Origin of the sequence: Ezakiella coagulans, from assembly GCF_003096635.1 — a bacterium.
GTDB lineage: Bacteria > Bacillota > Clostridia > Tissierellales > Peptoniphilaceae > Ezakiella > Ezakiella coagulans.
The window spans coordinates 22,718-47,100 of sequence record NZ_QEKV01000009.1; the positions used below are offsets into that span (position 1 = coordinate 22,718).

Below are 24,383 nucleotides of genomic sequence, written 5' to 3' on the forward strand. Positions count from 1 at the left end.
GAAGAGAAATTGGCCGGATTGTCCTGCTATTTTTGTCTTAATTTTTATTGGAGGTTTATATGAAAAAAGAACTACTAAATTGCTTACTTGCAAAATCACAAAGAAAGAGAAATTGGTTCGTTATGCCTGGGCACAAGGGACGCGATTTCGGATATTTAAAAGGCCTTAACCTTTCTGCCGACACCACAGAAACATACGATACAGATAATTTAAACAATCCTGTCGACATTATTATGCGTTCACAAGAAAGAGCTGCCGAAATTTTCGGTGCTAAAAAAACTTACTACACCATTAACGGTACAAGCGGTGCTATGATTGCCGCAGTTACAGCTCTAACTCTTCCTGGTGACAAGATTTTGGTTTCAAGAAACTGTCACGTTTGCGTTTACAGAGCCGCCGCAATAAGAAGGCTCGAACTCGACTACATTTTGCCTGAGGTAAAAGACACGGTCGACAGAAATGTAACGCCGGAAGAAGTTGAAAAAAGAATTATCGAAACTGACCCGAAGCTTGTTATTGTAACAAATCCTACATTCTTCGGTTACACTACGGATATTCAAAAAATTGTAGATATCTGTAATAAACACGGTGTTTTACTTATTGTTGACGAAGCACACGGTGCACACTTCCCTTTCAGCGACAATCTACCGCTTTCAGCAGTTCATGCAGGAGCTGACATCGTTGTTCACTCAACACACAAAACTCTTTTGGGCTTAACAAGTGCAAATATGATTCACGTTTGCTCAAACAGAGTTGACACGGAAGAACTAATGAGATGTATCACCACTTACCAAACTACATCTCCAAACTATTTAATAACACTTTCAAATGAACTCTCCGCAGCTTTTATGACAGAAGGCGGAAAAGAAGTTTTGGAAGACAATATAAGATGGGCAAACGAAGCAGCCGACGAGATAAATAAAATCCCTGGACTCAGCTGTCTTAAAGACCCATGCAAAGATCCGTTAAAGATTATTGTAGACACATCTAAACTCATTAACGGACGCGAGTTTGCAAAGTATCTCTTTGACAAAAAGGATATGGACTCTGAAATGTGCGATGAAATGCACATCGACTTTTATGCAGGAATCGGAAATATCGAGTCGGATTACAAGGAACTTGTACAAGCTCTAAAGGAAGCTGCCGCTGAAGTTGAGCCGCATCCGGTTGTTCAAAATCCGCCGAAGATTCAAATTCCTGAAGTTCAACTTGACATTTGCGATGCACTTGATGCGGACTTCTATTTGGAAGACGTTTCAGAAGCTGTCGGCAAGGTTTCAGTCGATTACATCATGCCGTATCCACCGGGAATTCCTCTTATCCTTCCTGGAGAAGTTATTACAGAAGATGCAATCCAATTTTTCGACAAACCGAAAATTAAAATTTTTAAAAAGTCTCCATTCTTTTAAAGAACTTTAACTCTTGCATTTTTCCAAATTGTTTAAAGAGATGTGAGAGGGGTATAAAAAAGTTAGGAGGTCTAAACTATGATTTATTCAATTATTATGGGTGCACTTGCAGGATGGCTTGCATCAATCTTTATGAAAAAGAATGCCGAAATGGGATGGCTCAAAAATATCCTTGCAGGTATTTTTGGAGGCGGCATCGGAAGATGGGTTCTCGGCATAATTATTTCAAAGTCTGAGGGTGGCGTTCTTTATGACTTGCTCGCAGGCGTTATCGGTGCATGCATTCTCATCGCAATTATAAATATGATAACCGGAAAAAAAGGAAGGTAAAAAATGTTAATTGAAGAACTAAAGAAAAAGCTCGAAGGTAAAAATGCTTCAATCATTTTGCCTGAAGGCGAAGATGAAAGAGTTAGGGAAGCTGCAAAAATCCTTAAAAAGGAAGGCATCATTGAACCGATTGTTTTGACTGACGGAGAAGAAATCGAAGGTGTTAAAACAATCAATGTTCACGACTATGACATCACCGAAATGGTCGATGCTTTTGTAGAAAGAAGAAATGGAAAAATCGACGCAGAAGGTGCAAAGAAATTGGTTTTGGAAGACAAAAACTATTTCGGCACAATGCTCGTTTATATGAAAAAGGCAAGCGGACTTGTTTCCGGAGCATGCCACAGCACAGCAAACACTGTCAGACCTGCACTTCAAATTATCAAAATGAAAAAACCGTTCAAAAAGACAAGCGGTGTTTTCGTTATGATGAAGGGCACAGAAAGATATATTTTCACGGACTGTGCTATAAATATCGCTCCGACATCTGAAGATATTGCTGAAAATGCAATTATTTCATACGACACTGCAAAGGCTTTCGGAATCGACGAACCGAAGATTGCTCTTCTTTCATTCTCGACAAAGGGCAGCGCTTCATCACCGGAAGTTGACAAGGTTGCAGATGCTTTGAAACTTATAAAAGAACAAGCACCTAATCTTGTAATTGACGGCGAACTTCAATTTGACGCAGCATTTGTTCCAAAGGTCGGCGAAACAAAGGCAAAGGGTTCACCTGTTGCAGGACACGCAAATGTATTTGTTTTCCCAAGCCTCGAAGCTGGAAATATCGGATATAAAATTGCTCAAAGAATGGGCGGATTCGAAGCAATCGGACCTATTCTTCAAGGTTTGAACTCACCTGTGAACGACCTTTCAAGAGGTTGTTCAACAGAAGATGTTGTTGCACTTTCATATTTAACAGCTGCACAATCACTATAGAATAAAACGGAGAGAAATCTCCGTTTTTTTTGTTGCAATAATCGCACTATAAATTGGGTATATTAAAGGTGGAGGGTATTATGAGAGGAAATTTGAAAGTTATTTATAGTGGAATGGAATACTACGGAGGGCATCAAGATTGGCTCAAAAGTTTCGGCATCAAGAAATTTTTCCGAAATCGTGCATGCGGTCTTGCTGCTATTTCTAATGTGATTTATTATTACAGCGATGAGGAATATTGCGAAATTTTAAAGCTTGCATACGATATTGTAAAGCCGTCTCTTGCCGGCATATACAGTGCAAAAAGGCTCGAAAATGCACTGAATGAAATTGCACTTTTGTATGAAATCCCTCTCTCGACCGAAATTTTTAACCCCTATACATACGAGGGATTCAGATGGTATGTAAATGATGTAATCAATAGCGGCGGTTTTCTTATCATGCTTAATTACAACAACAGAAACAAAGATTTATCATATCACTGGGTCACAATCACCGGTGCAAACGGCGACGTTATAACGACTTCAAATTGGGGCTCGAAGCTAAAATACAGTTTACGTGAAATTTGGAGCATGAGAGGACTCATGCTTAAACTTATAAAAGTAAATTTAGACCAAAATTAATTTAAGATTTCAAATAAAAAAGGTAAGCCCTTTAGCTTACCATTGTTGTGTGTCTTATTTTCCATTGACGGAGTTTTATAAATACCCAGAATCCATAAATTCCAAGTGTAATGATTGTTAAAATCCACCATTTAATCCAATTTCCGAAAAGTCCCATTGCCGTTCCGTTGAACTCAAGTCTATGACCGTCGATGTATGTGTTATTGATTTGCCACTTGTATATAAGGCAAACAGTCCACGGATACATTATTCCAAAAGTTATAACTGTCAAAATTGTTCCGACTATGATTCTTAGAGCATAGTCCAAAAGCCCACCTTTAAAATCTGACATAATAAATCCCCCTTTGTAATTATATTATAACACATCTTTAATAAATATTGAAAGGAAATATCATGAGTAAAATTGATGAATTAAAACAAATTATAGACGAGTCAAAAAATATTGTTTTTTTCGGAGGTGCCGGCGTTTCGACCGAGTCAGGTATCCCGGACTTTAGAAGCAGCAACGGTGTTTTTTCAAAAGCTTTGAATTCAAACATACAGCCGGAGCAAGTCGTGAGCCACACATACTACAAAAAAATTCCGAAAGAGTTTTTCGAATTCTACTTCAACAATATGGTCTTTCCGGAAGCAAAACCAAACGCTGCACACCTAGCACTCGCAAAGCTCGAAGCTGAAGGAAAAGTTAAAGCCGTCGTCACGCAAAACATCGATGGACTGCACCAAATTGCAGGAAGTAAAACTGTGTATGAACTCCACGGCTCCGTTCACAGAAACTACTGTGAAAAGTGCCACAAATTTTACAGTCTCGAAGACGCACTCAAAAAATATTACGAAAGTGGCATTCCAATTTGCGACTGCGGCGGAGTTATAAAACCTGACGTGGTGCTTTATGAGGAAGCACTTCCAAACGACATGATGTTCGGTGCAATCGACTCCATAAGTAAAGCGGACACTCTTATAATCGGCGGCACAAGCCTTGTCGTCTACCCTGCTGCAAGTTTTATAAACTACTTCAGAGGTAAACACCTTGTGGTTATAAATATGACGCCGACAATTGCCGACCGCGACGCCGATCTCGTCATCGACGAAAAAATCGGAGAAGTGTTTAAAAAAGTTATGGAATAAAAATCATTCGAAGATTTTTATTATGCTTTCAATTATTTCGCATGATTTTTTATCCTCGATTTTTAAATAGTCTTTAAACTTTTCAGGAACTTCTTGTTCCTGAATTTTTTTCATAAAAATTTTGTCTTTAACCTCGTACAATTCGTATATATGATTTGAAAATCCAATGTCTAAAATATAATACTTGGAATCGTTAAAATAAAACTTTCCTTGCGGCTCTTTTAAGCTTAAAAGCCCGACGATGCCCAAATACGGCACCGAAAAAACGATTAGAATGACGACAATTGCAAAAATTATTTTCAAATACATTCGCTTGAACTTACCAATCATATAGCATATTATGATTACATCAAAAATCGGAAGTAGTGCAAAAATAAAAACGACAATACAGTTGTTTATTATTGGAATAAAATCTATTTTTAAAATCGTAAAATATAATAGGGCTTTTACAAAAAAGCTTGCCATTAATATAGATAGTAATTTTTTTAGAGAAAATTTTTTCATATCTCACCTCATTTATATTATATCATATCTAATTGTGCATTAATATATCGTGCTAAAATATATTGAATAGTTTTGCGTTTTATGTTATAATTAATTTATATGAAAGGAGAATACTATGATTTGTAAAAAATGTGGCCAAGAAATCCCTGCCGGTGCAAAATTTTGCACGAGTTGCGGAGAAAAAATTGAAGAGACAAGTGAATTTAAGTTTTGTCCGAAATGCGGTGAGGAGTGCAAAAAAGATGCAAAGTTTTGTACAAAGTGCGGAGCAAGCTTTGATAACAATACAAGCTTTGATAACATTGAAAATAAAATTTCAGCACCTGCCAATAAACCGTCAAACAATAAAATCCTTCAATTCGTAGCACTTGGTGTTGCAGGACTTCTTCTAATATTTATACTATTTAAATTGGGCTCCTGTATATTTGGCGGTGGAAAATTCACCGAATCAAAAGCGGAAGACATAGTTGAAGAATTTGTTGATGCAGTTTTTGATCTTGATTTTAAGAAAATGGCAAAGTATACAGTTTACGACTCAGAATCTCTCGAGCAAATTCTTGATAAGGGAGATATGAGAGAGATCAACGCATTGAAAAATTTGAAAGACAATATGGGTGATTTGGATTATGACATCGAAATAGTTCCGGGAACACTACAATTCTCCGACGACAAAAAAGAAGCTTGGGCCGATTTTGAAATGAAAATAAAATACAAAATGATGGGCGAAGAATATAAAAATTCCGATGTATCGACAATAAGATTCATTAAAAAGAACAACAAATGGCTCATCTCGCTGTTTGAAAATATGTTTTAAAACTTACCGCAATATGTACATGCATGTTGCGGTTTTTATTTTTAAATTTGCCCGAACTGTTTTGGGTATATATACCTATGGAGGGATTTTATGCATTATTTTTGGATTATTTTTCCGGTGACTTTGCCGATTTCTATGATTATAAGAGGGGTACTAGCTTTCAGATGCAGATTAAATAAAGATCTTTATGGAACAACAAATAAAAAAGGTTTTGAAAAAGTGAGCGAATTTACGCTACCGACGGAGCTTCACAACAAGAAAAATATCGAGATTTCGAAGTTGCTTCGCGGATATTGGACTCTCGTCATCGGACTCATACTTTTTGTGTGTTGGCTGATTTTCGCATATGTGTATACTTTCAATGTGCAAGCGACTTCAAAGCTTTCAATTGTAAGTTTGGTTTTGTATGTTGTAGAAATGATTATTAACGCAATTATTGTTAAACGCACAGCTCCGCATTTGGAGTAGTTTGGAGAGTTTATGAAGACAGAATATATAAAAAAATTACTTATAGCGCTTGAAGAAGAAATTGTTTTAAACGAAAGCGAAATTTCCCAGGCACTTTTTTTAGACCTCGGAAAGTCACGAGAAGAAGCAATTATGACGGAGACGGGCATGGTTTTAAAAGAACTGCGCTCAATGATTAAAAATTTAAAGAGTTACAGAAAACCGAAGCGAGTCAGAAATACAATTTTAAATTTCAGAAGTAAGAGTTTTATTTATCCTGAGCCGTGGGGTCACGTTTTAATCGTTTCACCTTGGAACTATCCTTTTAACCTTTCGATGATTCCTTTAATAGGTGCAATTGCCGCAGGAAACACGGTCACTTTAAAAACATCGTCTAAGTCCATAAACACGTCACGTGTGATTAAAAAGATTGTGGAAAATGTTTTTCCAAATTATATTTGTCATGTGATTTTCGGTGGAAACTCGAACGATGAAGTTTTAAAGACAAAGTTTGATTATATTTTTTTCACGGGCGGACTTGAAACCGGACGACTTTTTTATGAGAAGGCGGCGCGCGATATGGTTCCCGTGACGCTTGAGCTCGGCGGAAAAAGTCCCGCATTTGTGCTCGATTCGGCGGATCTCGATTTGACCGCAAGACGCATCGCATTCGGCAAGTTTTTAAACGCCGGACAGACTTGTGTCGCTGTCGATTACTGCATGTGTCCTCGAGGAATGGAGCGGGAACTTAGACTTAATATTTTAAAATATATACGTGATTTTTACGGAGATAATCCGATAATTTCACGAAATCTCGGAAAGATTGTTTCAAAAACAGATTACACGAGACTTGTTGAAACTCTCGAAAGAGAAGATGTGAAGTTTAAAAGAGACGACAGAAAACTAAAAATCGAGCCGACGGTTGTTATAACCGATCTCAATTCTTCGCTTATGAGTCGTGAAATTTTCGGTCCGATTCTTCCGATCATTCCATACGACTACAAAGAAAAAGCACTTGAATATATAGATAATCAAAAAACACCGCTCGCGTTTTATATTTTCGGCTCCGAAAAAGAGGCGACGGAAATTGCAAAGCGAATGAAGTTTGGCGGTGCATCGATAAACGACACTATGAGCCACATGGTCGGTTCGCTTCCTTTCGGAGGAATGGGCGAGTCCGGCATCGGAGCATATCACGGGGAATATACTTTTAATACATTTGTGCACGAAAAAAGTGTACTCGTGAAGAAGAAATGGCCTGATTTTAAAATGAGATATCCCGGAAAATCAAGTGCCGAGCTCCTTAAGAAACTTTTTAGAATAAAATAATGATTTTAAGTTGCACTCCTATGTTATTTTTATGAAATTTGTGTTATAATAACATAGGAGGGATTTTTATGGAAAGAAAATATCTTGCAATTGATTTAAAATCATTCTACGCATCGGTCGAGTGTGTCGAAAGGGGACTAGACCCTCTAAATACAAATCTTGTAGTTGCGGATGAATCGAGAACTTCAAAAACAATCTGTCTTGCGGTTTCGCCGTCTCTTAAAAGTCTCGGCGTGCCGGGAAGACCACGTCTTTTTGAAGTTATTCACGATGTAAATGAAATAAATAAAAATCGAAGATACAAGCTTCAAAGGGAATTCACCGGCTCTTCGATTTTTATTGACGAACTCAATAAAAATCCGGAACTGAAACTCGACTATATAGTCGCTCCTCCAAGAATGTCGAAATACATTCACGCTTCCACCGAGATTTATAAAGTGTACTTAAAATGGGTTAAACCCGAAGACATCCACGTCTATTCAATCGACGAGGTGTTCATAGACATAACCGACTATTTAAAGCTCTATAGCGCAGATGCAGAGACGATTATATCGAAAATTATTTTGGATATTTATAACACGACGGGCATTACAGCGACCGGCGGTGTCGGCACGAATCTTTATCTTGCGAAAATTGCTATGGATATTTTGGCAAAACACAGAAAGGCAAATGAACATGGAGTGCGCATTGCGATTTTAGACGAAATGAGTTATCGCCGAGAACTTTGGGGGCACATGCCGCTCACTGATTTTTGGCGTTTGGGAAAAGGATATAGCCGTCGCCTTCAAAAATTTGGCCTCTTCACCATGGGCGATATCGCACGCTTCTCTATCGACAATGCAGACAAGCTCTACAAGGAATTCGGTGTAAATGCAGAGCTTTTAATCGACCATGCTTGGGGCTATGAGCCGTGCAGAATTTCAGATATAAAAGCATACAAGCCTGAAAAAAGAAGCGTTTCGAGCGGTCAAGTACTTCCGGAGCCGACAGTTTTTATCGATGCTCTAACCATTATAAAAGAAATGGCGGAAGCGATGTCATACGATCTTGTTTCCGAAAATCTTGTCACGAAAAAACTGTCCCTCACCGTGCAATATGACACAATAAATCTCGAAAAACACGGACAGATTTATACGGGCGAGAGAAAAATGGATTCCTACGGAAGAATGGCGCCGAAGGATTCGCACGGCACCATAAACCTCGACTTTAATACTTCTTCAACAAGGATTTTGCGTGAAAAAACTGAGGAACTTTTTAGAAAAATCGTCTATTCCACTCTATATGTGCGAAAAATGTATCTCGTTGCGATTGACGTTATAAAAAAAGGGAGTAACGATGATTCCGGCATTATAAATCAGCTAAATCTTTTCAGTGCATTTGAAAAAAAGGACACCTTGCTCGACGAAAGACTGGAAAAGGAAGAAAAAGTTCAAAAGGCGATGCTTGAGATAAAGAGAAAATATGGAAAAAACTCTGTGCTTAAAGGTATGAATCTGCTCGAAGGTGCGAGACAGATGGAGAGAAACTGCGAAATTGGAGGACACAGGTCATGATGGAAAATTATAGCGATATAATTAATCTAAGTCGCCCCGAATCAAAAAATAGGAATCACATGTCCATATTAAATCGTGCTGCACAATTTGCACCATTCGCCGCACTCACGGGCTACGCCGCCGCGGTTTCGGAAACCGGTCGACTCACCGAAAAGAAACATGAACTCTCAAGCGACGAAATCGCAATAATTGAGCGCAGAATAAATTTTTTAATTAAAAATGAGATAAATGAAAATATAAAAATAAAATATTTTAAAAAAGACGAAAGAAAATCCGGTGGGAAATATTTGGAAATAGAAGATCAATTAAAAAAATTTGACGATTTAAATTTGGTTTTAACTCTCGAATCGGGACTTCAAATAAATTTCGAAGACTTATACTATATAGGTCCTGAAGAAATTTTTGAAGGAGACTGTTGTGATTGAGTTATGTAAATTTTCACAGTATAAGATATAAATCTTTGCGACAATAAAATTTAAATTTTATAAAAATTTTTTCGACCATAGATATTTTTAAATTTTGTTTATAAATATGTTTTTATAATTAAAAGAGGCTTTGAAAAACTGATGTGTACCCAAAAAACTGGACACATTAATATTTAGTTTACATTCATGGATGCTAACCTATACAAAGTAGGTGGCATCCATTTTGTTTTCTTCTGAATCCTTTCGTTGTTATAGTAGTATATATACTCATCAATTGCTTTAGAAAACTCCTCATATGTTTTAAAGTCTTTCTCACATCCATAATACATCTCGGTTTTTAGTCTGCCAAAGAATGTTTCCATGATGCAGTTATCGTAACAGTTTCCTTTTCTTGACATTGACTGCCTTATTTGATGTTTTTCCAGTTCTTTTGTGTAGTAGTTATTTTGATATTGCCAGCCTTGATCTGAGTGCATGATTAAACCTTCTACGCAAGGGAACTTTTTAAATGCTCTTTTAAGCATTCTTGACACTTGCTCTAGGTTTGGGTGCAATGATAAGTCGTATGAGATGATCTCGTTTGTGTACATATCTAATATTGGTGATAGATAGCATTTACCCCATGTGAAGTTAAATTGGGATACATCTGTCGTCCACTTAGCACATGGCTTTGTCGCTGTGAAGTCTCTATTTATGATGTTACTTGCAACTTTACCAACATTTCCCATATATGAATGATACTTTTCTTTTGGTCTCTTGCCTAGAAGCTTCATATTGTGCATAAGTCTTTGAACTCTTTTGCGGTTGACTATATATCCTTTACTTAAAAGTGCTTGATGCACTCTTCTTACTCCGTATCTACCTTTGTTTGAAATAAATATTTCTTTTATTTGTTCTTTGATTTCTTTGTTTCTTAAATCAACTTGGTCAACTTTACTTAATTCGTAGTAGTATGTTGATTTAGGCATGTTCATAGCCTCTAAAAGATCTTTTAGTTTGTATCCTTCATTTCTTAGTTCTCTGATGACTGCTGCTTTTTCGCCTTGAGATACGCAGCATATTTTTCCCTTCTCAAGGCTTCCAATTTTTTTTCGACTGCATGAGCTGTTTTTAAATATCTGACTTCTTCTCTTAAACGAATAAGTTCTTCTCTTTCGGATTCATTAAGTGGATTTGGCTCTATATTAGTGTTTTCATTATTATCTTTCATTTTGGATGGGCGTCCTCTCTTCTTAAATTCAAGAGAATTATACCCAAATTTTTTATATTTATATATCCAACTGTAAAGTTGCCCATTTGAAATACCAGCCTCTATAGCTACAGAATTACATGAATTTCCTGCTAATACTTTTGATATAAACTTAAATTTTTCCTCTGCACTCCAGTCTTTATTCTGCTCTTTGTGTTTAAGAATCTCTTCTCCATGAAAATCAACCAGCTTGCTCCAATTTTGAATTTTGCCTCTAAACGTATGTGGTTTAACTCCTTCTGGCGTTTCCATCCACTTTCCTTGTCTGTATAGTTCGACACATTCTTTTTTGTATTCATAACTATATCGCATAATAATACCCTCCTTACTGGTTGTCCAGTAAAGAGGGTACATATCAAAACAAGCCTCTTTTTTTGTATCAATATAAAATTTTATTTTAAATTTGCTGAGTTAAATGTGATTCATAACTTTTAAATAAATTCTTCGCGCCGCCATTTAAAAATCCAACAAATACCCTGAACGCAAATTTTTAAAGACATAATCGCTTACATAATTATTTATAAATGAACCAAACGAGTACATATCCCACAAAAACTGCCGAAAGCGTAAACGGCACACTCATTTTCATAAACTCTTTATTTGAAACGGTGTATCCGTTTTCTCGAAGTATTCCCAAAGAAGCTATGTTTGCAGAAGCTCCTATTGGTGTTATGTTTCCACCGAGCGTTGCACCGCTTAAAAGTCCAAAGTAAAAAACCGTCATATCAAATGGCACGTGTGTCGAGATTACAGAAAGCACTGGAAGCATAGTTGCAATATACGGAATATTGTCGACAAATGCACTTATTAAAACGCTTCCCCAAACAAGTGCCGTGTATAATAGAAACGGCTTGTCGGAAAGCTTTATAAAGAGTTTTGCTACTTCATCAATAACTCCAGCGTTTTCAATCCCTGAAATTATTATAAATAATCCCGCAAGAAGTGCGAGTGTGTTGTAATCGATCTCCGCAATCACCGTCTTTAAAATCGCTGTGCTTTTGTATCTTATGAGATAGTAAAGCACGCCTACAATCGCAAGAGAAACACAGATAAGTCCATTTAAAATCGAAATCTTTTTCTCTGCAGGAATAAATGAAGCCACAATCAACAGAGCGAGCATTGCAAGTAAAAGATATGTAGGAACCATATCTTTTACTTTTGTCACTTCAATTTTATCAACTTTTCCTTTAAGTTTTCGTACAGCAAGATAAATAAATAATGTCGATACAATAGCTGAAATTTGAACTATAAAAAACATTCCAATTTTCCCGTTGTAAACAAAGAAGTCAAAAAAAGTCATGTTGAGGGCACTCCCAAGAAGTATTGAAGAAGTGTCACCGACCAATGTTGCAGCACCTTGAAGATTAGATGCAATTGAAATGGCAATGATCATTTTTACCGGTGAAATATTAAGTTTTTTAGAGAGACTTATCGCAACAGGTGCAATCATAAGAACCGTTGCCACATTGTCGATAAATGCGCTCACAACGCCCGCAAAGAGTGATAAAACTATGATTATGAGTCTTATGTCTTTGAAACTGTTTATGATTAAATCAGCGAGCTTTGTCGGCATTAAGCTGTCTGAAAATAGTGATACAAGCCCCATTGTTCCCGCAATCATAAGTAGAACGTTAAAATCTATAACGCTAAAAACTGTTTTTATAGGCACGATGTTTAAAATTATAAAAATAAGAGCACTGATTCCCACAACTATAGGTCTGTGATTTACAAATTTTATCATAAAGATATATGTTAAAATAAAAAGTACACTTGCTATAACTAAATTATCCATAACTTCCTCCGTATATATGTATTATATATCAAAATTCTTAATTTTAAAACAAAAATAAGACCCACATATGTGAGTCTTATTTTATATATTCAGTAATTAAATTACATTCTTGGTCCCATGTTTAAGATCATTCTGATAGAATCGATCATTTCTTGAACCTTGTTGCTTGATGGTCTGATTGACATGATGAGTTTGTATGATGCGTCGATAACGTCACCAACTTCTTTTCTCTTGTCGCCTTGTCTTCTAGCTTTAATAGCTGCATGTCTCATTTCTTTGAGGTCTTGGATTTCTGTCTTTGTTGCTCTGTGATCTGATTGAATTTGTGAATAAGCTTTACCTACAGCTGCATCTAGCATATCTTGTGCTTGGTAAATTTCAGCAACTGTTCTTTGTGGTTGAAGTCTGATTCTTGTAACTTCTCTGATAACCTTGTTGAGTTCATCCAATACATAATCCGGAGCTTCTTTGAGGTCGTTCATGTAGAGGAATCTTGCTTTGTGGAGTTTAGCATCAAGATCGCTTCTAACATAGAGGTTAGCTGTGTCGTTTTGTGTTAAATCAGGATATCCGATTAACTTTGCTTTCAAAGCTTCGAATTCTGCCATGTAAGCTTTCATATCGTCAACTGTGTGGAATGGGCTTACTGCGATTACGAGTCCTTGGAATACGTATTCAGCAATTTCTACGTGTGCTTGGTCAACTTTATATCTTAAAGCTGTTGTAGCAAATCTCATAGCTACGCAAAGTCTTCCAATGAGCATCAATCTTTGTGGGATTGAAGATAGGTCATAGATTTGTGCAAATCCAAGTCCTGCCATACCTTGTGCTTCGAATGATTTTTCGATTCCAACTTCTAGTTCATCTGTCTTTTCATCAAAGTTGTTAAGCATCTTAACGTTTTCTTTGTTGTGTGGTGTCAATTGTTTAGCTTCTGATTTAACTGCTTGAACCTTTCTTTTGTAGATTTCAAGATCGTTGATTGTTAATTCATCTTCAACTGTCGGAGCGTCATCTTCGATGATAGCTGCGTTTGTTACTGTAGGTAGTAAACTACCAACTGCCATAAATCCTGCCAATGTTAGTGATAAAAATCTCTTTTTCATAAAAATTCTCCTTTATATTATTTATTTAAAGCTGAAATTATATTCTTCAACTACGTCACCAATGCGAACTTTTGCATTGAAGTCTTTGTGCCATACGCCGAAATTGAATCCGTTGAATTTAACAGATGCTTTTCCGTTTGTCATATAAACTGTTCTTGTTATAGTTTTGTTGTCAGTTGTAACATCAAATCTTACATATCCTCTGTATGGATTTCCGTTATTTGTTGCTTCAACTTCAACTGTAAAGATACCTGCAACTCTTTCTGAGTTTGTGATGTTAACAATTCTAACATCTCTTTCAGGAGCTTTTTCTGTAACTTCTACAAGAATTGATCCCATCTTACCGTTGTTGCTGTGTGCAAAGATATTAACTTTTCCTGGTCTCTTTGCTGATACAAGTCCTGTATATTTGTCAACAACTGCAATTGTTTCATTTTCTGATGTATATGTTAAGTCTTTATTAACTGCTTCTACAGGGAATACAAGAGCTTTTGAAGAAACATCGATTGTATTTCCTTCTTCAACTTTAACCTTTGAAACGCTAAAGTCAACGCTTGTAACGTCTGTCTTGTCGTTTGAAATAGGTGGTAGGTCGTCATGACCAGGTGTTGGGTTTACATCGAAAGCATAGTTGCTGCCTGTTGGTTGAAGTGGTGGCATACCTTCCATATATCCACCCGGTTCTACAATGTAGAGTGTGAATGTTGCTTTAACATTGTTGTCTTTTGCGATAACAGTGATTTCAACTGAACCGGTCTTTTCAGGAATGATTTCCCCGCCACTTACTCTAGCGATGTAAGGGTTTGATGAATACATGATAACGTCTTTATTCTTAACTTCGTGTGGGAATATAACAGGTCTAATTCTTGTCTTTTTGTCAAGAGCGATATATCCTGCTTCGCCTTCCATGAATTCAATTCTTTCAACTCTGATCTTTGGTCCTGTGATAGCTTCCATTAATTTGTGAACTTTTTCGATTTGTGCATCGAGTTCGCCACAAGTAACGTCAAGTCTCCACCACATACGTTGTCCTTCTTTGATAGCTTCATTAAGTGCTCTAGCTTTGAATTGTCTTGTTAGCTTGTTTGTGCTGTTGATAACACGTCTAGCTTCACTTAATTCTCTGCTGAATGCTGCTTTCTTATAGATTGTAGCAATATCTTCAGGTCTTAAATCCGGGTATGCAAGTAATTCTTGTTGAAGTGGTTCAAATCTTTCGATATATTCCATGATTTGTCCTTCACTTGCAAACGGATTGAGTACATATAGAATACCTGTTAAAATGTATTCTGTAATCTTTGTGTGAGCTGCAACAACTTTGTTTGATAATTCTGTTGTTGCAAATCTGATTGCACGTCCAATTCTAATTAATAATTGGATTCTTACCGGGATAGTTGTGAGATCATATATTGAATCTCCAATTCCAACTGCTCCACTAACTCTTTCTTCGCTAATTTCGAGTTCTCTGTTCACGCTTCTTGCAGCTTCGTGATATTTGTCCAAGATGTCTTTTTCGTCATCGTTTGACGGTGTAATATCTTGAACACTAGCGACAGCTGTTTTGATGTCTGATTTCAAATCTGAGACTTCTAATAGAAATCTGTCTTTTTCAGAATCTGCTTTAGCGATATTTCCTAGCGGACTCATTGTTGTTAATACCATCATGATAGCTAATGCAAATGATAGTACGGACTTATAATTTTTCATAAGTTCTCCTCCTCTTAGTAAATTTATATAAATGGCAGAGCCAATTATAACCTATTTATATCCGAATCTAATTTCTTCAGAAACATCTCCAATTGTAAGTGTTGCTTGGAACTCTTTTCTCCAATTGCCAAATGCTCCTGCTGTATATGGCTTATAAAATTTACCGTTTTTGATTCTAACTTTATGTTCTTTAACATTGTCTCCGCTTACAACTCTTATTATAGCATCTCCATTGTAAGGCATTCCGTTTTCTGTTACTTCTGCATAGAGTCTGAAAATACCGGCTTTTCTTTCCGGAGAATTGTAGAAACGAGTGATTTCTATAACTTTTGGTCCTGCATCATTATGTGGTTTTTTTGATTCAAAGAACTTTATCGTTTTTTCTTTGTCTCTAACTCTTAATGTTGCTGTGAAATCTTTTCTCCATACTCCGATTTGTCCACCGTGGTATTTTGATACAATTTTACCTGAGTCGAAATATACTCTTCTTTCTATTGTTTTGTCTTCAGCTGTTACTGTAAGATCTGCCGGTCCGTTATATGGCATTCCATTTACAGTTGCTTCGGCAAAAATTCTAAATACTCCGCCTTTGCGTTCCGAGTGTGTTAAGCTTGTGATTTCTATTACTTGTTTGCTGTAATCAGGAACGACCTTTGCCTTAAATACTGTCTTTAAATTGTTGTCAGTCATAACAGTTATATTTGCACTTCCAACTTTGTGTGCTACCAAGATTCCGTCAGGTCTAGCTTCAACTACATCCGGCTTGTCTGAATAATAAATGAAGTCTCTCTTAGCGGTTTCAGGATAAACACCTACATATGGCTCAAAATTGAATTCTGTTCCTTCTGTGATAAGTTCTGATTGCTTTTTCATAAATAGTGTCATTGCAACACTTGGATCTCTTTCCGGCTTGATTGGATCCGGTTTCTTGTCGTCAGGAACGACATTTGGATCTGGTTCCGGTTTTGGTTCCGGTTCCGGTTCGTAATCATTTGTTCCAAGTTCTTCAATTTGTTGTCTTCCAGGTACTCTGATTCCAGGATTTACAACTTGAACATTAAACCTTGTAACGATTTCTCCGCCCTTTGTTTTAATGTATACATTAGTGTTTCCTGTTTTTACCGGATATAGGAGTCCGCCTTCTTTGAATACTGCTACTTTCTTGTCATCTGTTCCGAATTCAAGTTCTGCTTCAGCGTCAGCCGGATCAACTTTATATCTTAGGATACCCTTCTTATCTATATGGATAAATCCTTGGCTTCCGATATCGAAAGTAATATTTCTAATCTTGACTTTTCCGTCAATTGTAATATCTGTGTTGTGGTCATCAACATTGTCCAAATCCTTTTCAGGAACTTCATCACCTGTTGTAGTTATAGCCTTGATACAGAAGTTTGCATTAGGCAAATTTCTTGTAAGGTCTGACCAACCGTCTCCAATTTTTGAGAAATATGATTGACCAGGAGCTGCAACAGCTCTTGAAGAATAACCTTTAATTTGTGTTTCAACAGGTAGTGGCGTGTTGTTCTTTGATTTTGTAGAATTCATATATACTACAATTGCAAATTGTTCGCCTTCTTTTAAATGTACAGGATCAATATCAACTGTGTAGTAACCAGGATATAAGAAGCTTCCTGATGCTACTTTTACTCTATCTGATGTAAGTTGACTTGTTTTTTCAACATTTTTTACAACATAGATTTCGTAATCTGTTTGGTTAGCAACGTTGAATAAACCAACTTCATGTAAGAGTTCCTTGTATTGTGCTGTAAATATATTTGCCATATAACCTTCGCCCTTAAATCCAACAGATCTTGTTGCTCCAAGTGGGTCATATTGGTGAATAATTCCTCTTAAATCTTTTTTCTTAGGAATAAATACCGTCGGGCTCTTTCCAACAAATGCATCGTAGTATGATACATAGTAGAAACCTGAGTCCATATAGCTTGTTCCCCATGAGTTTTTACAGATCCATGCCCCATTATCAGGTGCTTTTTGTGTAAAAGCTGTTGATGGGTAAGTGTCATCCCAACCGACGATTGTTACTGCGTGGTTTGGAGTACCGTTTCCCGGATTGTACATTGAGAAAGTCTTTTTGTTTTCATAATATGAAGAAGATGAATTTATTGTTGTATAAACTCCACCATATTCACTTATTGCCCATTTAAGATTATCAATTTCGTTGATGTTTGTTACATCCGGAAGATAAATAATCTTTTCCATGTCTAGTTGTCTTCTAAGACCCTTAGGTGAAACTGATATAACAGGATCATATGGGTCATCGTCTTCAGCAATCGGTCCCTTTCCACTTGCAAGATATGCGGCAGCCATATCACGGTTGCCTCCCTTTTCAGCACTCCAGTCGAATCCGTGCATGTTTCTTAAGTGTTTTTCACTGAAATCAAATTTACCTTTCTTTTGTCTTAAAAGAATTGATTCCATTGAACCGTAAGTAGCGAAAGCCCAACATGAACCGTTTGGTCCTTGGTCCTTTACCGGTGAAACCATTCCAAATTTTCTAAGGTCGAACTTTGATGGATAACCTGTTGCAGCAACAGCATCCATTGATCTTGTTCTTATTTGAAGTGGTGCACCTTGACTTTCAATTTTAAGTGGAGCAACCGTAAGTCCATCGTCCAAATCATATTCGTTTGGATTGAAGTCTTCGTTAATCTCACTTAATTCCAATTCGGCCTCTTCTTCAGGCCCTTCCTCCTCAATTGTTGTTCTAGCAATATCTTCCTTTAATATATCATCATAGATTACATTTTCTTCCGCTTTGGTAAATAGCGGTGATAAAAGTGGAGCTACCATGAATACGGCTAGAAGAATTACTAAAACTTTTAGATTTTTCTTTACCATTTTTCCTCCTCTCGCGTCGTTTAACCGACATCTCTTCCTTAATAAATTTATATAGTCACATTTTGACAATGATTTCTTCTCGAGTTTTAAAGTTGTGAATGTTTTATCACATTTTCGTTGTTTGAGCAAACTTTTAATAATTTTTTATTTATTCTAATTAAAACAAGAAATTTTTACCATGTAATTGAAAACATTTGAATTTCTAATATTTTAATGAATCCATCCGTTCTTTTTTTTAATTATACCATTAATTTATGGAAAAATCAACTGATTACAAAAAAATTAATTTAAAAATTTGTTAATTTCACTATAAAAAACCTTACAAATATTGGTATATCTACATTATAGGCGAAATATTAATTTTTCTTAATATTTGTTTATGTATTGTAACTAAAAGAAAAATCTGCTATAATTACTTTAGAGTTGTTTTATTTAGAAATTTTGTTTTTAAAATAAAAAAATCTTATTAATTTTATCTAAAAGCAAAAAACTTGATGATTTTCTAAAAACGGCTTTAATACGAAAGGAGAGTATTATGAACAAAAAATTTGCTAACGCCATTATAAGTGTAGTTCTTACATTAGTAATGGTATTGGCACCAGTATCTGTTTTTGCAGAAGACGGACTTGAAATCGGCGACGTAATTCAAGAAACAGGTATTGTTGCCCAAGAAGAATTGGTCGATGATTTATTTGTCGACGAAGCTCCGGTAAACCCGGAATTTAATCGTGTACAAGCTGGAGGAAATGAAAAATTCTACGGTTTGCGCGTTGACCCATTAAAAGTTAATACAAACTATAATGTAAAGCGTGCTCCTGAATTTTCTCGCCAAGGCGCTCCAAGAAAGTACGACTTAAGAGAACACAATCGTGTAACTCCTGTTAAAAACCAAGGCCCTAACGGTTCATGTTGGGCATTTGCAACTTATGGTTCAGCTGAATCAGCTTTGATGCCACAATTAAACGACTTCAGTGAAAAGAACTTGAGAAACACTCACGGCTATGACTGGGGTCCGGACCAAGGTGGTACATGGCAAGTTGCATCAGGTTATCTTGCTCGTTGGTCAGGTCCTATCTCGGAAGCTGACGAACCATATTCACCATATGGATTCACTTCCCCAAGAGGACTTGTAAGAGTTAAAGATATCGATAAGATTATGAATATCCCTGACATCAGAAATGGTTGGGATACAGCAGATCTTAAAGATGCTATCATGGCTCACGGTGCAGCTTATACTACTATTAATGGTAGTGAATGGTATTTAAATGACAGAACAATGGCAAGTTACAACCCTGGCCGTGCAGGTTATGCAAACCACGCTGTAACAATTGTAGGTTGGGATGACGACTACAGCCGTTATAACTTCGGTATCACTCCTCCGGGAGACGGTGCATGGATTATTAAAAACTCATGGGGCCAAAACTGGAAGTATATGGGCGGATATTATTATGTTTCTTATTTCGACGGATTTGCCGGAAGAAGTAACGCTATCTTCAAGATGAAGAACAAGAGACCGAACGAATCAATCTGGTATTATGATGATTTGGGTATGACTTCAAACATCGGAAATGGACAGACAGGTTATTTCGCAAATGTATTCGGTCCTGTAAGAAACAACACAGATGTTTTCGAAGTTGGTTTCTTTGTTCCGTCAAACGGCGCAAGCTATGAAGTTTATATGACTTCAGGAAACGGTCAAGTAAGTTTCAACAACCGTACACCGGTTGCAAGCGGAAATATCGAATATGCAGGATATGTAACTGTTCCTATTAGAACATACAATGTACAAGCTGGACAATATTTTGCTCCTATTGTTAAACTTACAACTCCTGGTTATTCATATCCTATTCCTATTGAAAACCCTATTCGTTATTATTCATCACGTGCAAGATCAAACAGCAATGAATCTTACATTTCTTATAACGGAAGCAATTGGATGGACGTTGCTACACAAAGATACAATGCAAACGTATGTTTGAAAGCTATGACACGTCCGGCAGGACAAAATCCGGGACCAAATCCTAATCCGGATCCTGAACAAAAGAAGGTTGAATCTATTAGATTTAGTCAAGATTCTATCGACGTTCAACTCGGACAAAGCTATCAATTGAATCCGGAAGTTCTTCCAAGAGATGCAGCAAATAAGAGACTATCTTACACTGTAAATCCTAATTATGTTGCAACTGTTTCAGGCGGAGTTCTAAGAGGATTAAGAGCAGGTTCAGCTACTGTTACAGCAACTGCAACTGACGGTTCAAATGTAAGCGCATCATTCAGAATTAACGTTAAAGAAAAAGCTGGAAAACAAGTAAGCTATATTTCTCTTACACCTAACAACAAGACAATCGCAGTTGGTGAATCATTCAGAATTTCTGCAACAGTTTCACCTAGAGATGCTGAAAATCAAAGATTATCATTTGTAAGTGAAAATCCAAGTGTTGCAACTGTTGACAACAACGGAAATGTTCGCGGAGTAAGTGCAGGTAAGGTTAAGATCACAGCTACAGCTACTGACGGTTCAAATGTTTCACAAGTTGCATATGTAACTGTTTTCGGTAATAACGATAACTCAAACCCTATAAACATCACAACAACTGTTGGAAGAAACGTTGTAAACAACGGAAATGGTCAAACAATTACTGTTAATACAAAAGATAAATACAATAGAAATCTTAGATACACAACAGTTGAAATTGACATTGTAGGTCCTCAAGGAAACCACATTGCTAAATCAGCATATACAGATTATTATGGAAATGCAAGATTCGATATCTCAGCTAACGAACTCGGCGTTTCAGGTAAATATATCGTAAATGTTAAAGCAAGCGGCGGAAACTACAGCACTTCAAACGACTCAACTTCATTTGAAGTAAATGATGCCCGTCCGTCATTCACAACAACTGTTACACCGGCTAAAAAATCAATTTATAGTAACGATTCTATTGCTCTTAACATTCAAACAAGCTATGGACAATATGCTATAAGCAATGCTGATATCGCTATTGAAATTACAACACCTGACGGAACAGTTCACAGAAATTCAGGACGTACAGACTACTATGGTAGAGCAACCTACACATACAAACCTGAAAACGGTCCTGCTGGAACTTACAAAGTAAAGATTACAGCTTCAAAAACAAGCTATCAAAACTCAATCGGCGAAACAACATTTGAAGTTGTAAAATATGTAAATCCAAGACACTTAACAATTGACTTCAGTCAAGATAAGCAAGAATACAAGCTCGGCGACAAAGCAACTATTGGATTCCAATTGAACTATCAAAATGGAAACCCTGTAAGAACAAACCCATTAAGAATTGTTGTTACAACTCCTACAGGACAAGAATACAAACTTACAAAATATACCAACTGGTATGGTAAGGCTGAAATCTATGTAACATCAGATAGCAGAATGGGTGAAGGTGAATACAAGGTTAACGTTGTTGCAGACAGATGGGGTTATGACGGAGTTAACGAAACTTACAAATTCTATGTAGGTGAAAAACCTGTTGACCCTGTAGATCCTGTAGATCCAGTTGACCCTGTTGATCCAGTCGATCCTGTTGACCCACCAAAGCCGGAAGAAACCATCTACAAGATGATCGAAACCGATGAAGCTCAAAAAATGATCGAAGCTAACAAGGACAACAAGGACTTTGTTCTTCTCGACGTAAGAACAAAAGCTGAATACAACGAATCACACATCGACGGATGTATTCACCACGACTACTATGGAAAAGACCACGAAGATTTCTTAAAAACATTAGACAAAAACAAAACATATCTTCTATACTGCAGAACACAAGTTCGTTCAGGCGGTACAGCTGAAATGATGAAAGCCCTCGGCTTCAAGAAAATTTACTGGATGAACGGCGGAATGACCAAATGGTTAAGAGAAAATCGTCCATCAGTATTCCCTGAATATGAAAAAGCTCTCGATATTAATATCGGTGCCGACAAAACAGCATATGTTAAGGGATCAACAGTAACTGTAAATGCTAAAGTTACAGACCTTGAAGGAAACTATATTAGAAAATCATCCATCGCTCTAAGTCTTAAAAACCAAGACGGAAGAGTTATTGAAACAAAGGCAGTAACAACAGGAAATACAGGAGAAGTAAGTTATGTATTTACAGCTCCACAACAAAACGGAAAATACAGCGTATTTGCAGAAGCAAGTTACAATAACTTCGCAAAGATTACAGGTATTGCAAGCTTTGAAGTTGCTGACAGAGAAGTAGCATTTAAATCATACGAAGCACGTAAAGCTGAAGGTCAATACAAACACTTGAAAGCTACTGATTTCGAATATGAATCACTTCAAAAATACTACGGCAAAAACCTTCTTCAATACACAGTTAAGGACGCTACTTTAGGCGATCACAAAATTGCTGATCTCATCGATCCATCAAAGAAGACAGTTCTCGTATTCGGTTATCCTGGATGCGGAGCATGTGTTGAAATGTGGAAAAAGATGGCTCCACTTCCTCACGATAAATACAATTTCTTAGAAATCGTAACATCAGTTGAAGAAGACGTAAAATCAACAGTTGACTTTGTAGACAGAGTTCTTAAAGACTTGAATATCCAAAACTTCAGAGATCACATCTACTATGATGCTGACCAAAAGATTTGGGCATCACGTTTAGGATTCCTCACAACACCTAACACTGTTATTCTCGACGAAAACGGAAGACTTTTAAATATTGCAGGACCACTTGATAAAAACGGTTTATACAATATTCTAAAATCAACAGTTGAATTAGATGTCGAAGGTGAAGATGTAACTCCTGGTGAAGTTTACAACTCAACACTTTCACTCTCAGTTGACAAAACTCAAGTCAAAGCAAATGAAACAGTAAGAATGACTGCAATGTTAAGAGATGCATCAAACAATCTTGTAAGAAATACAAATTTAAGATACACTCTAAAATATCCTAACAACCAAGTTCAAACAGGAACTTACGACAGAAATACAGGATACCAAGGTCAAACAAATCTTTACTTCACACCGGACAAAGATTCACCTGCAGGAACTTATGAAGTTTCTATCGAAGCTCTCGACAGAAACTACAACGCAAAGAAAGAAACTGTTACTTTCGAACTTGTAAAAGAAGAAGAAAATAACAATTCAAATCTTACACTCACATGCGGTGGCGACACCTTCAAACCGGGTGCAGTAATCAGAATGACATTGATTGTAAAAGACCAAAACGGACGTGTAATGACAAACGAACCAGTAAAGTTCACATTCGCATATCCTGATGGAAAAACTTACAATTACAACAGAACAACAGATTACTATGGAAGATCAGTTCTAACATTCACAACAAACCAATCAATTCCACAAGGAACATACACTGTTACAGGTGAACTCGCAAGCGATCCAAGCACAAGAGTTACAAGCAAATTCACTATCACAACAGGAAACAATCCTGACCCTTACAAACCTTCAAACGGCGAATTAAGCTATGAAGACAGAGCAAGAAATGGTGAATTCAACCACTTAAACAGCGGCGACTTGGGACCAAAGCTTAAAGCTATCTACGGAAGAAATGTTAAGAACTACACATTGACAAATATGAACGGTCAAAACGTTACAATCGCTTCACTTATCGACGGCAAACGTCCTACAATCATCGCAATGGGTTACCCAGAATGCGGAGGTTGCCAAGGAAGCTGGAGAAGCCTTGTAAACATTGACAAATCAGGATTCACAATGGTTGAAGCAATGACTTCAGGCAACGCTTACTCAATCAGAAACATCTTGAACAGACTTGGTCTAAGCCAAATGGAACCATACTTCCATTACAATGCAAGAGGATTATTCAACATCGTAAGTTCAAACTACGTACCATGTTTGATGTACCTCGACAAAGACGGCAACGTAACAAACCTCAGCTACTTTGAATCAAACAACCAAGTTTTAAGCATTGTCAATAGAATCGGAGATACAATCTCTAAATAACAATCAATAAAAAGACTGCTACATAATTGTAGCAGTCTTTTTATTTAATTAAATTTGCGGTCCTTTTCGCGATAAACGATTGATTCAATATTTTAGTCGTTGCGACGTACTTGCCAGTACGTCTCGCTCCTAAAATATTTCATCTAACCGTTTCTCATCGAAAAGTCCTCGCAAATTGGGGAGTCAATATGTATCGCC

General features: G+C 36.8%; 19 protein-coding genes. 11 read left to right on the forward strand and 8 right to left on the reverse strand.

Going from position 1 to position 24,383, the window contains the following annotated elements; genetic code table 11:
• Positions 1–59: 59 nt before the first annotated feature.
• From C7381_RS07095 to C7381_RS07110, 4 genes are all read left to right on the forward strand, one after another.
• Complete coding sequence (locus C7381_RS07095; RefSeq protein WP_034546651.1) at positions 60–1,409, forward strand: aminotransferase class I/II-fold pyridoxal phosphate-dependent enzyme; 1,350 nt, start codon at positions 60–62, stop codon at positions 1,407–1,409.
• A 78-nt stretch (positions 1,410–1,487) separates the two neighbouring features.
• Positions 1,488–1,739, forward strand: coding sequence for a GlsB/YeaQ/YmgE family stress response membrane protein (locus C7381_RS07100; RefSeq protein WP_116480429.1), 252 nt, complete (start codon positions 1,488–1,490; stop codon positions 1,737–1,739).
• Positions 1,740–1,742: 3 nt separating this feature from the next.
• The gene (pta, locus tag C7381_RS07105; RefSeq protein ID WP_116480430.1) at positions 1,743–2,678 is read left to right on the forward strand and encodes a phosphate acetyltransferase; all 936 of its coding nucleotides are present in this window, start codon (positions 1,743–1,745) and stop codon (positions 2,676–2,678) included.
• Positions 2,679–2,758: 80 nt separating this feature from the next.
• On the forward strand, positions 2,759–3,301 hold the full coding sequence (locus C7381_RS07110; protein WP_034546645.1) for a hypothetical protein: 543 nt from the start codon (positions 2,759–2,761) through the stop codon (positions 3,299–3,301).
• Positions 3,302–3,332: 31 nt separating this feature from the next.
• Here the strand turns inward: C7381_RS07110 and C7381_RS07115 are convergent, their stop codons facing one another.
• Positions 3,333–3,632, reverse strand: coding sequence for a DUF898 family protein (locus C7381_RS07115; protein WP_116480431.1), 300 nt, complete (start codon positions 3,630–3,632; stop codon positions 3,333–3,335).
• 59 nt (positions 3,633–3,691) lie between these two features.
• Here C7381_RS07115 and C7381_RS07120 point away from each other — a divergent pair, with 59 nt between their 5' ends.
• Positions 3,692–4,429 (forward strand): NAD-dependent protein deacylase, encoded by a 738-nt coding sequence (locus tag C7381_RS07120; protein WP_116480462.1) that lies wholly within the window; start codon positions 3,692–3,694, stop codon positions 4,427–4,429.
• Between the two features lie 3 nt (positions 4,430–4,432).
• On the opposite strand, the gene C7381_RS07125 is transcribed toward C7381_RS07120, so the two are convergent.
• Positions 4,433–4,933, reverse strand: coding sequence for a hypothetical protein (locus C7381_RS07125; RefSeq protein ID WP_116480432.1), 501 nt, complete (start codon positions 4,931–4,933; stop codon positions 4,433–4,435).
• Between the two features lie 115 nt (positions 4,934–5,048).
• Between C7381_RS07125 and C7381_RS07130 the strand changes: the two genes are divergently transcribed.
• From C7381_RS07130 to C7381_RS07150, 5 genes are all read left to right on the forward strand, one after another.
• Entirely contained in the window at positions 5,049–5,747 is a 699-nt protein-coding gene (locus C7381_RS07130) for a zinc ribbon domain-containing protein (RefSeq protein WP_116480433.1), read from the forward strand.
• Positions 5,748–5,837: 90 nt separating this feature from the next.
• On the forward strand, positions 5,838–6,215 hold the full coding sequence (locus C7381_RS07135) for a hypothetical protein (protein WP_116480434.1): 378 nt from the start codon (positions 5,838–5,840) through the stop codon (positions 6,213–6,215).
• A 12-nt stretch (positions 6,216–6,227) separates the two neighbouring features.
• Positions 6,228–7,523, forward strand: a complete 1,296-nt coding sequence (locus C7381_RS07140) for an aldehyde dehydrogenase family protein (protein WP_116480435.1) — start codon at positions 6,228–6,230, stop codon at positions 7,521–7,523.
• A gap of 68 nt (positions 7,524–7,591) precedes the next feature.
• Positions 7,592–9,076, forward strand: a complete 1,485-nt coding sequence (locus C7381_RS07145) for a Y-family DNA polymerase (protein WP_116480436.1) — start codon at positions 7,592–7,594, stop codon at positions 9,074–9,076.
• Complete coding sequence (locus C7381_RS07150) at positions 9,073–9,501, forward strand: hypothetical protein (protein ID WP_116480437.1); 429 nt, start codon at positions 9,073–9,075, stop codon at positions 9,499–9,501. Before C7381_RS07145 ends, C7381_RS07150 begins: the two co-directional genes overlap by 4 nt.
• Positions 9,502–9,674: 173 nt before the next feature.
• Here C7381_RS07150 and C7381_RS07155 read toward each other — a convergent pair whose 3' ends face one another.
• The 6 genes from C7381_RS07155 to C7381_RS07180 all read right to left on the reverse strand — a co-directional run bounded on the left by C7381_RS07155 (position 9,675) and on the right by C7381_RS07180 (position 18,217).
• On the reverse strand, positions 9,675–10,619 hold the full coding sequence (locus C7381_RS07155) for an IS3 family transposase (RefSeq protein ID WP_342748634.1): 945 nt from the start codon (positions 10,617–10,619) through the stop codon (positions 9,675–9,677).
• Entirely contained in the window at positions 10,514–11,062 is a 549-nt protein-coding gene (locus C7381_RS07160) for a helix-turn-helix domain-containing protein (protein ID WP_245893793.1), read from the reverse strand. The genes C7381_RS07155 and C7381_RS07160 overlap by 106 nt, the downstream gene beginning before the upstream one ends.
• Before the next feature lie 202 nt (positions 11,063–11,264).
• Positions 11,265–12,542 carry an ArsB/NhaD family transporter gene (locus C7381_RS07165; protein WP_116480439.1) on the reverse strand — a complete coding sequence of 426 codons (1,278 nt, stop codon included), beginning with the start codon at positions 12,540–12,542 and terminating at the stop codon, positions 11,265–11,267.
• A gap of 101 nt (positions 12,543–12,643) precedes the next feature.
• Positions 12,644–13,648 carry a CAMP factor family pore-forming toxin gene (locus C7381_RS07170; protein ID WP_116480440.1) on the reverse strand — a complete coding sequence of 335 codons (1,005 nt, stop codon included), beginning with the start codon at positions 13,646–13,648 and terminating at the stop codon, positions 12,644–12,646.
• Between the two features lie 21 nt (positions 13,649–13,669).
• On the reverse strand, positions 13,670–15,355 hold the full coding sequence (locus C7381_RS07175) for a CAMP factor family pore-forming toxin (RefSeq protein WP_116480441.1): 1,686 nt from the start codon (positions 15,353–15,355) through the stop codon (positions 13,670–13,672).
• A 51-nt stretch (positions 15,356–15,406) separates the two neighbouring features.
• Positions 15,407–18,217, reverse strand: a complete 2,811-nt coding sequence (locus tag C7381_RS07180) for a C1 family peptidase (protein WP_116480442.1) — start codon at positions 18,215–18,217, stop codon at positions 15,407–15,409.
• A 535-nt stretch (positions 18,218–18,752) separates the two neighbouring features.
• Here C7381_RS07180 and C7381_RS08785 point away from each other — a divergent pair.
• On the forward strand, positions 18,753–24,185 hold the full coding sequence (locus C7381_RS08785) for a lectin like domain-containing protein (RefSeq protein WP_116480443.1): 5,433 nt from the start codon (positions 18,753–18,755) through the stop codon (positions 24,183–24,185).
• Positions 24,186–24,383 lie beyond the last annotated feature (198 nt).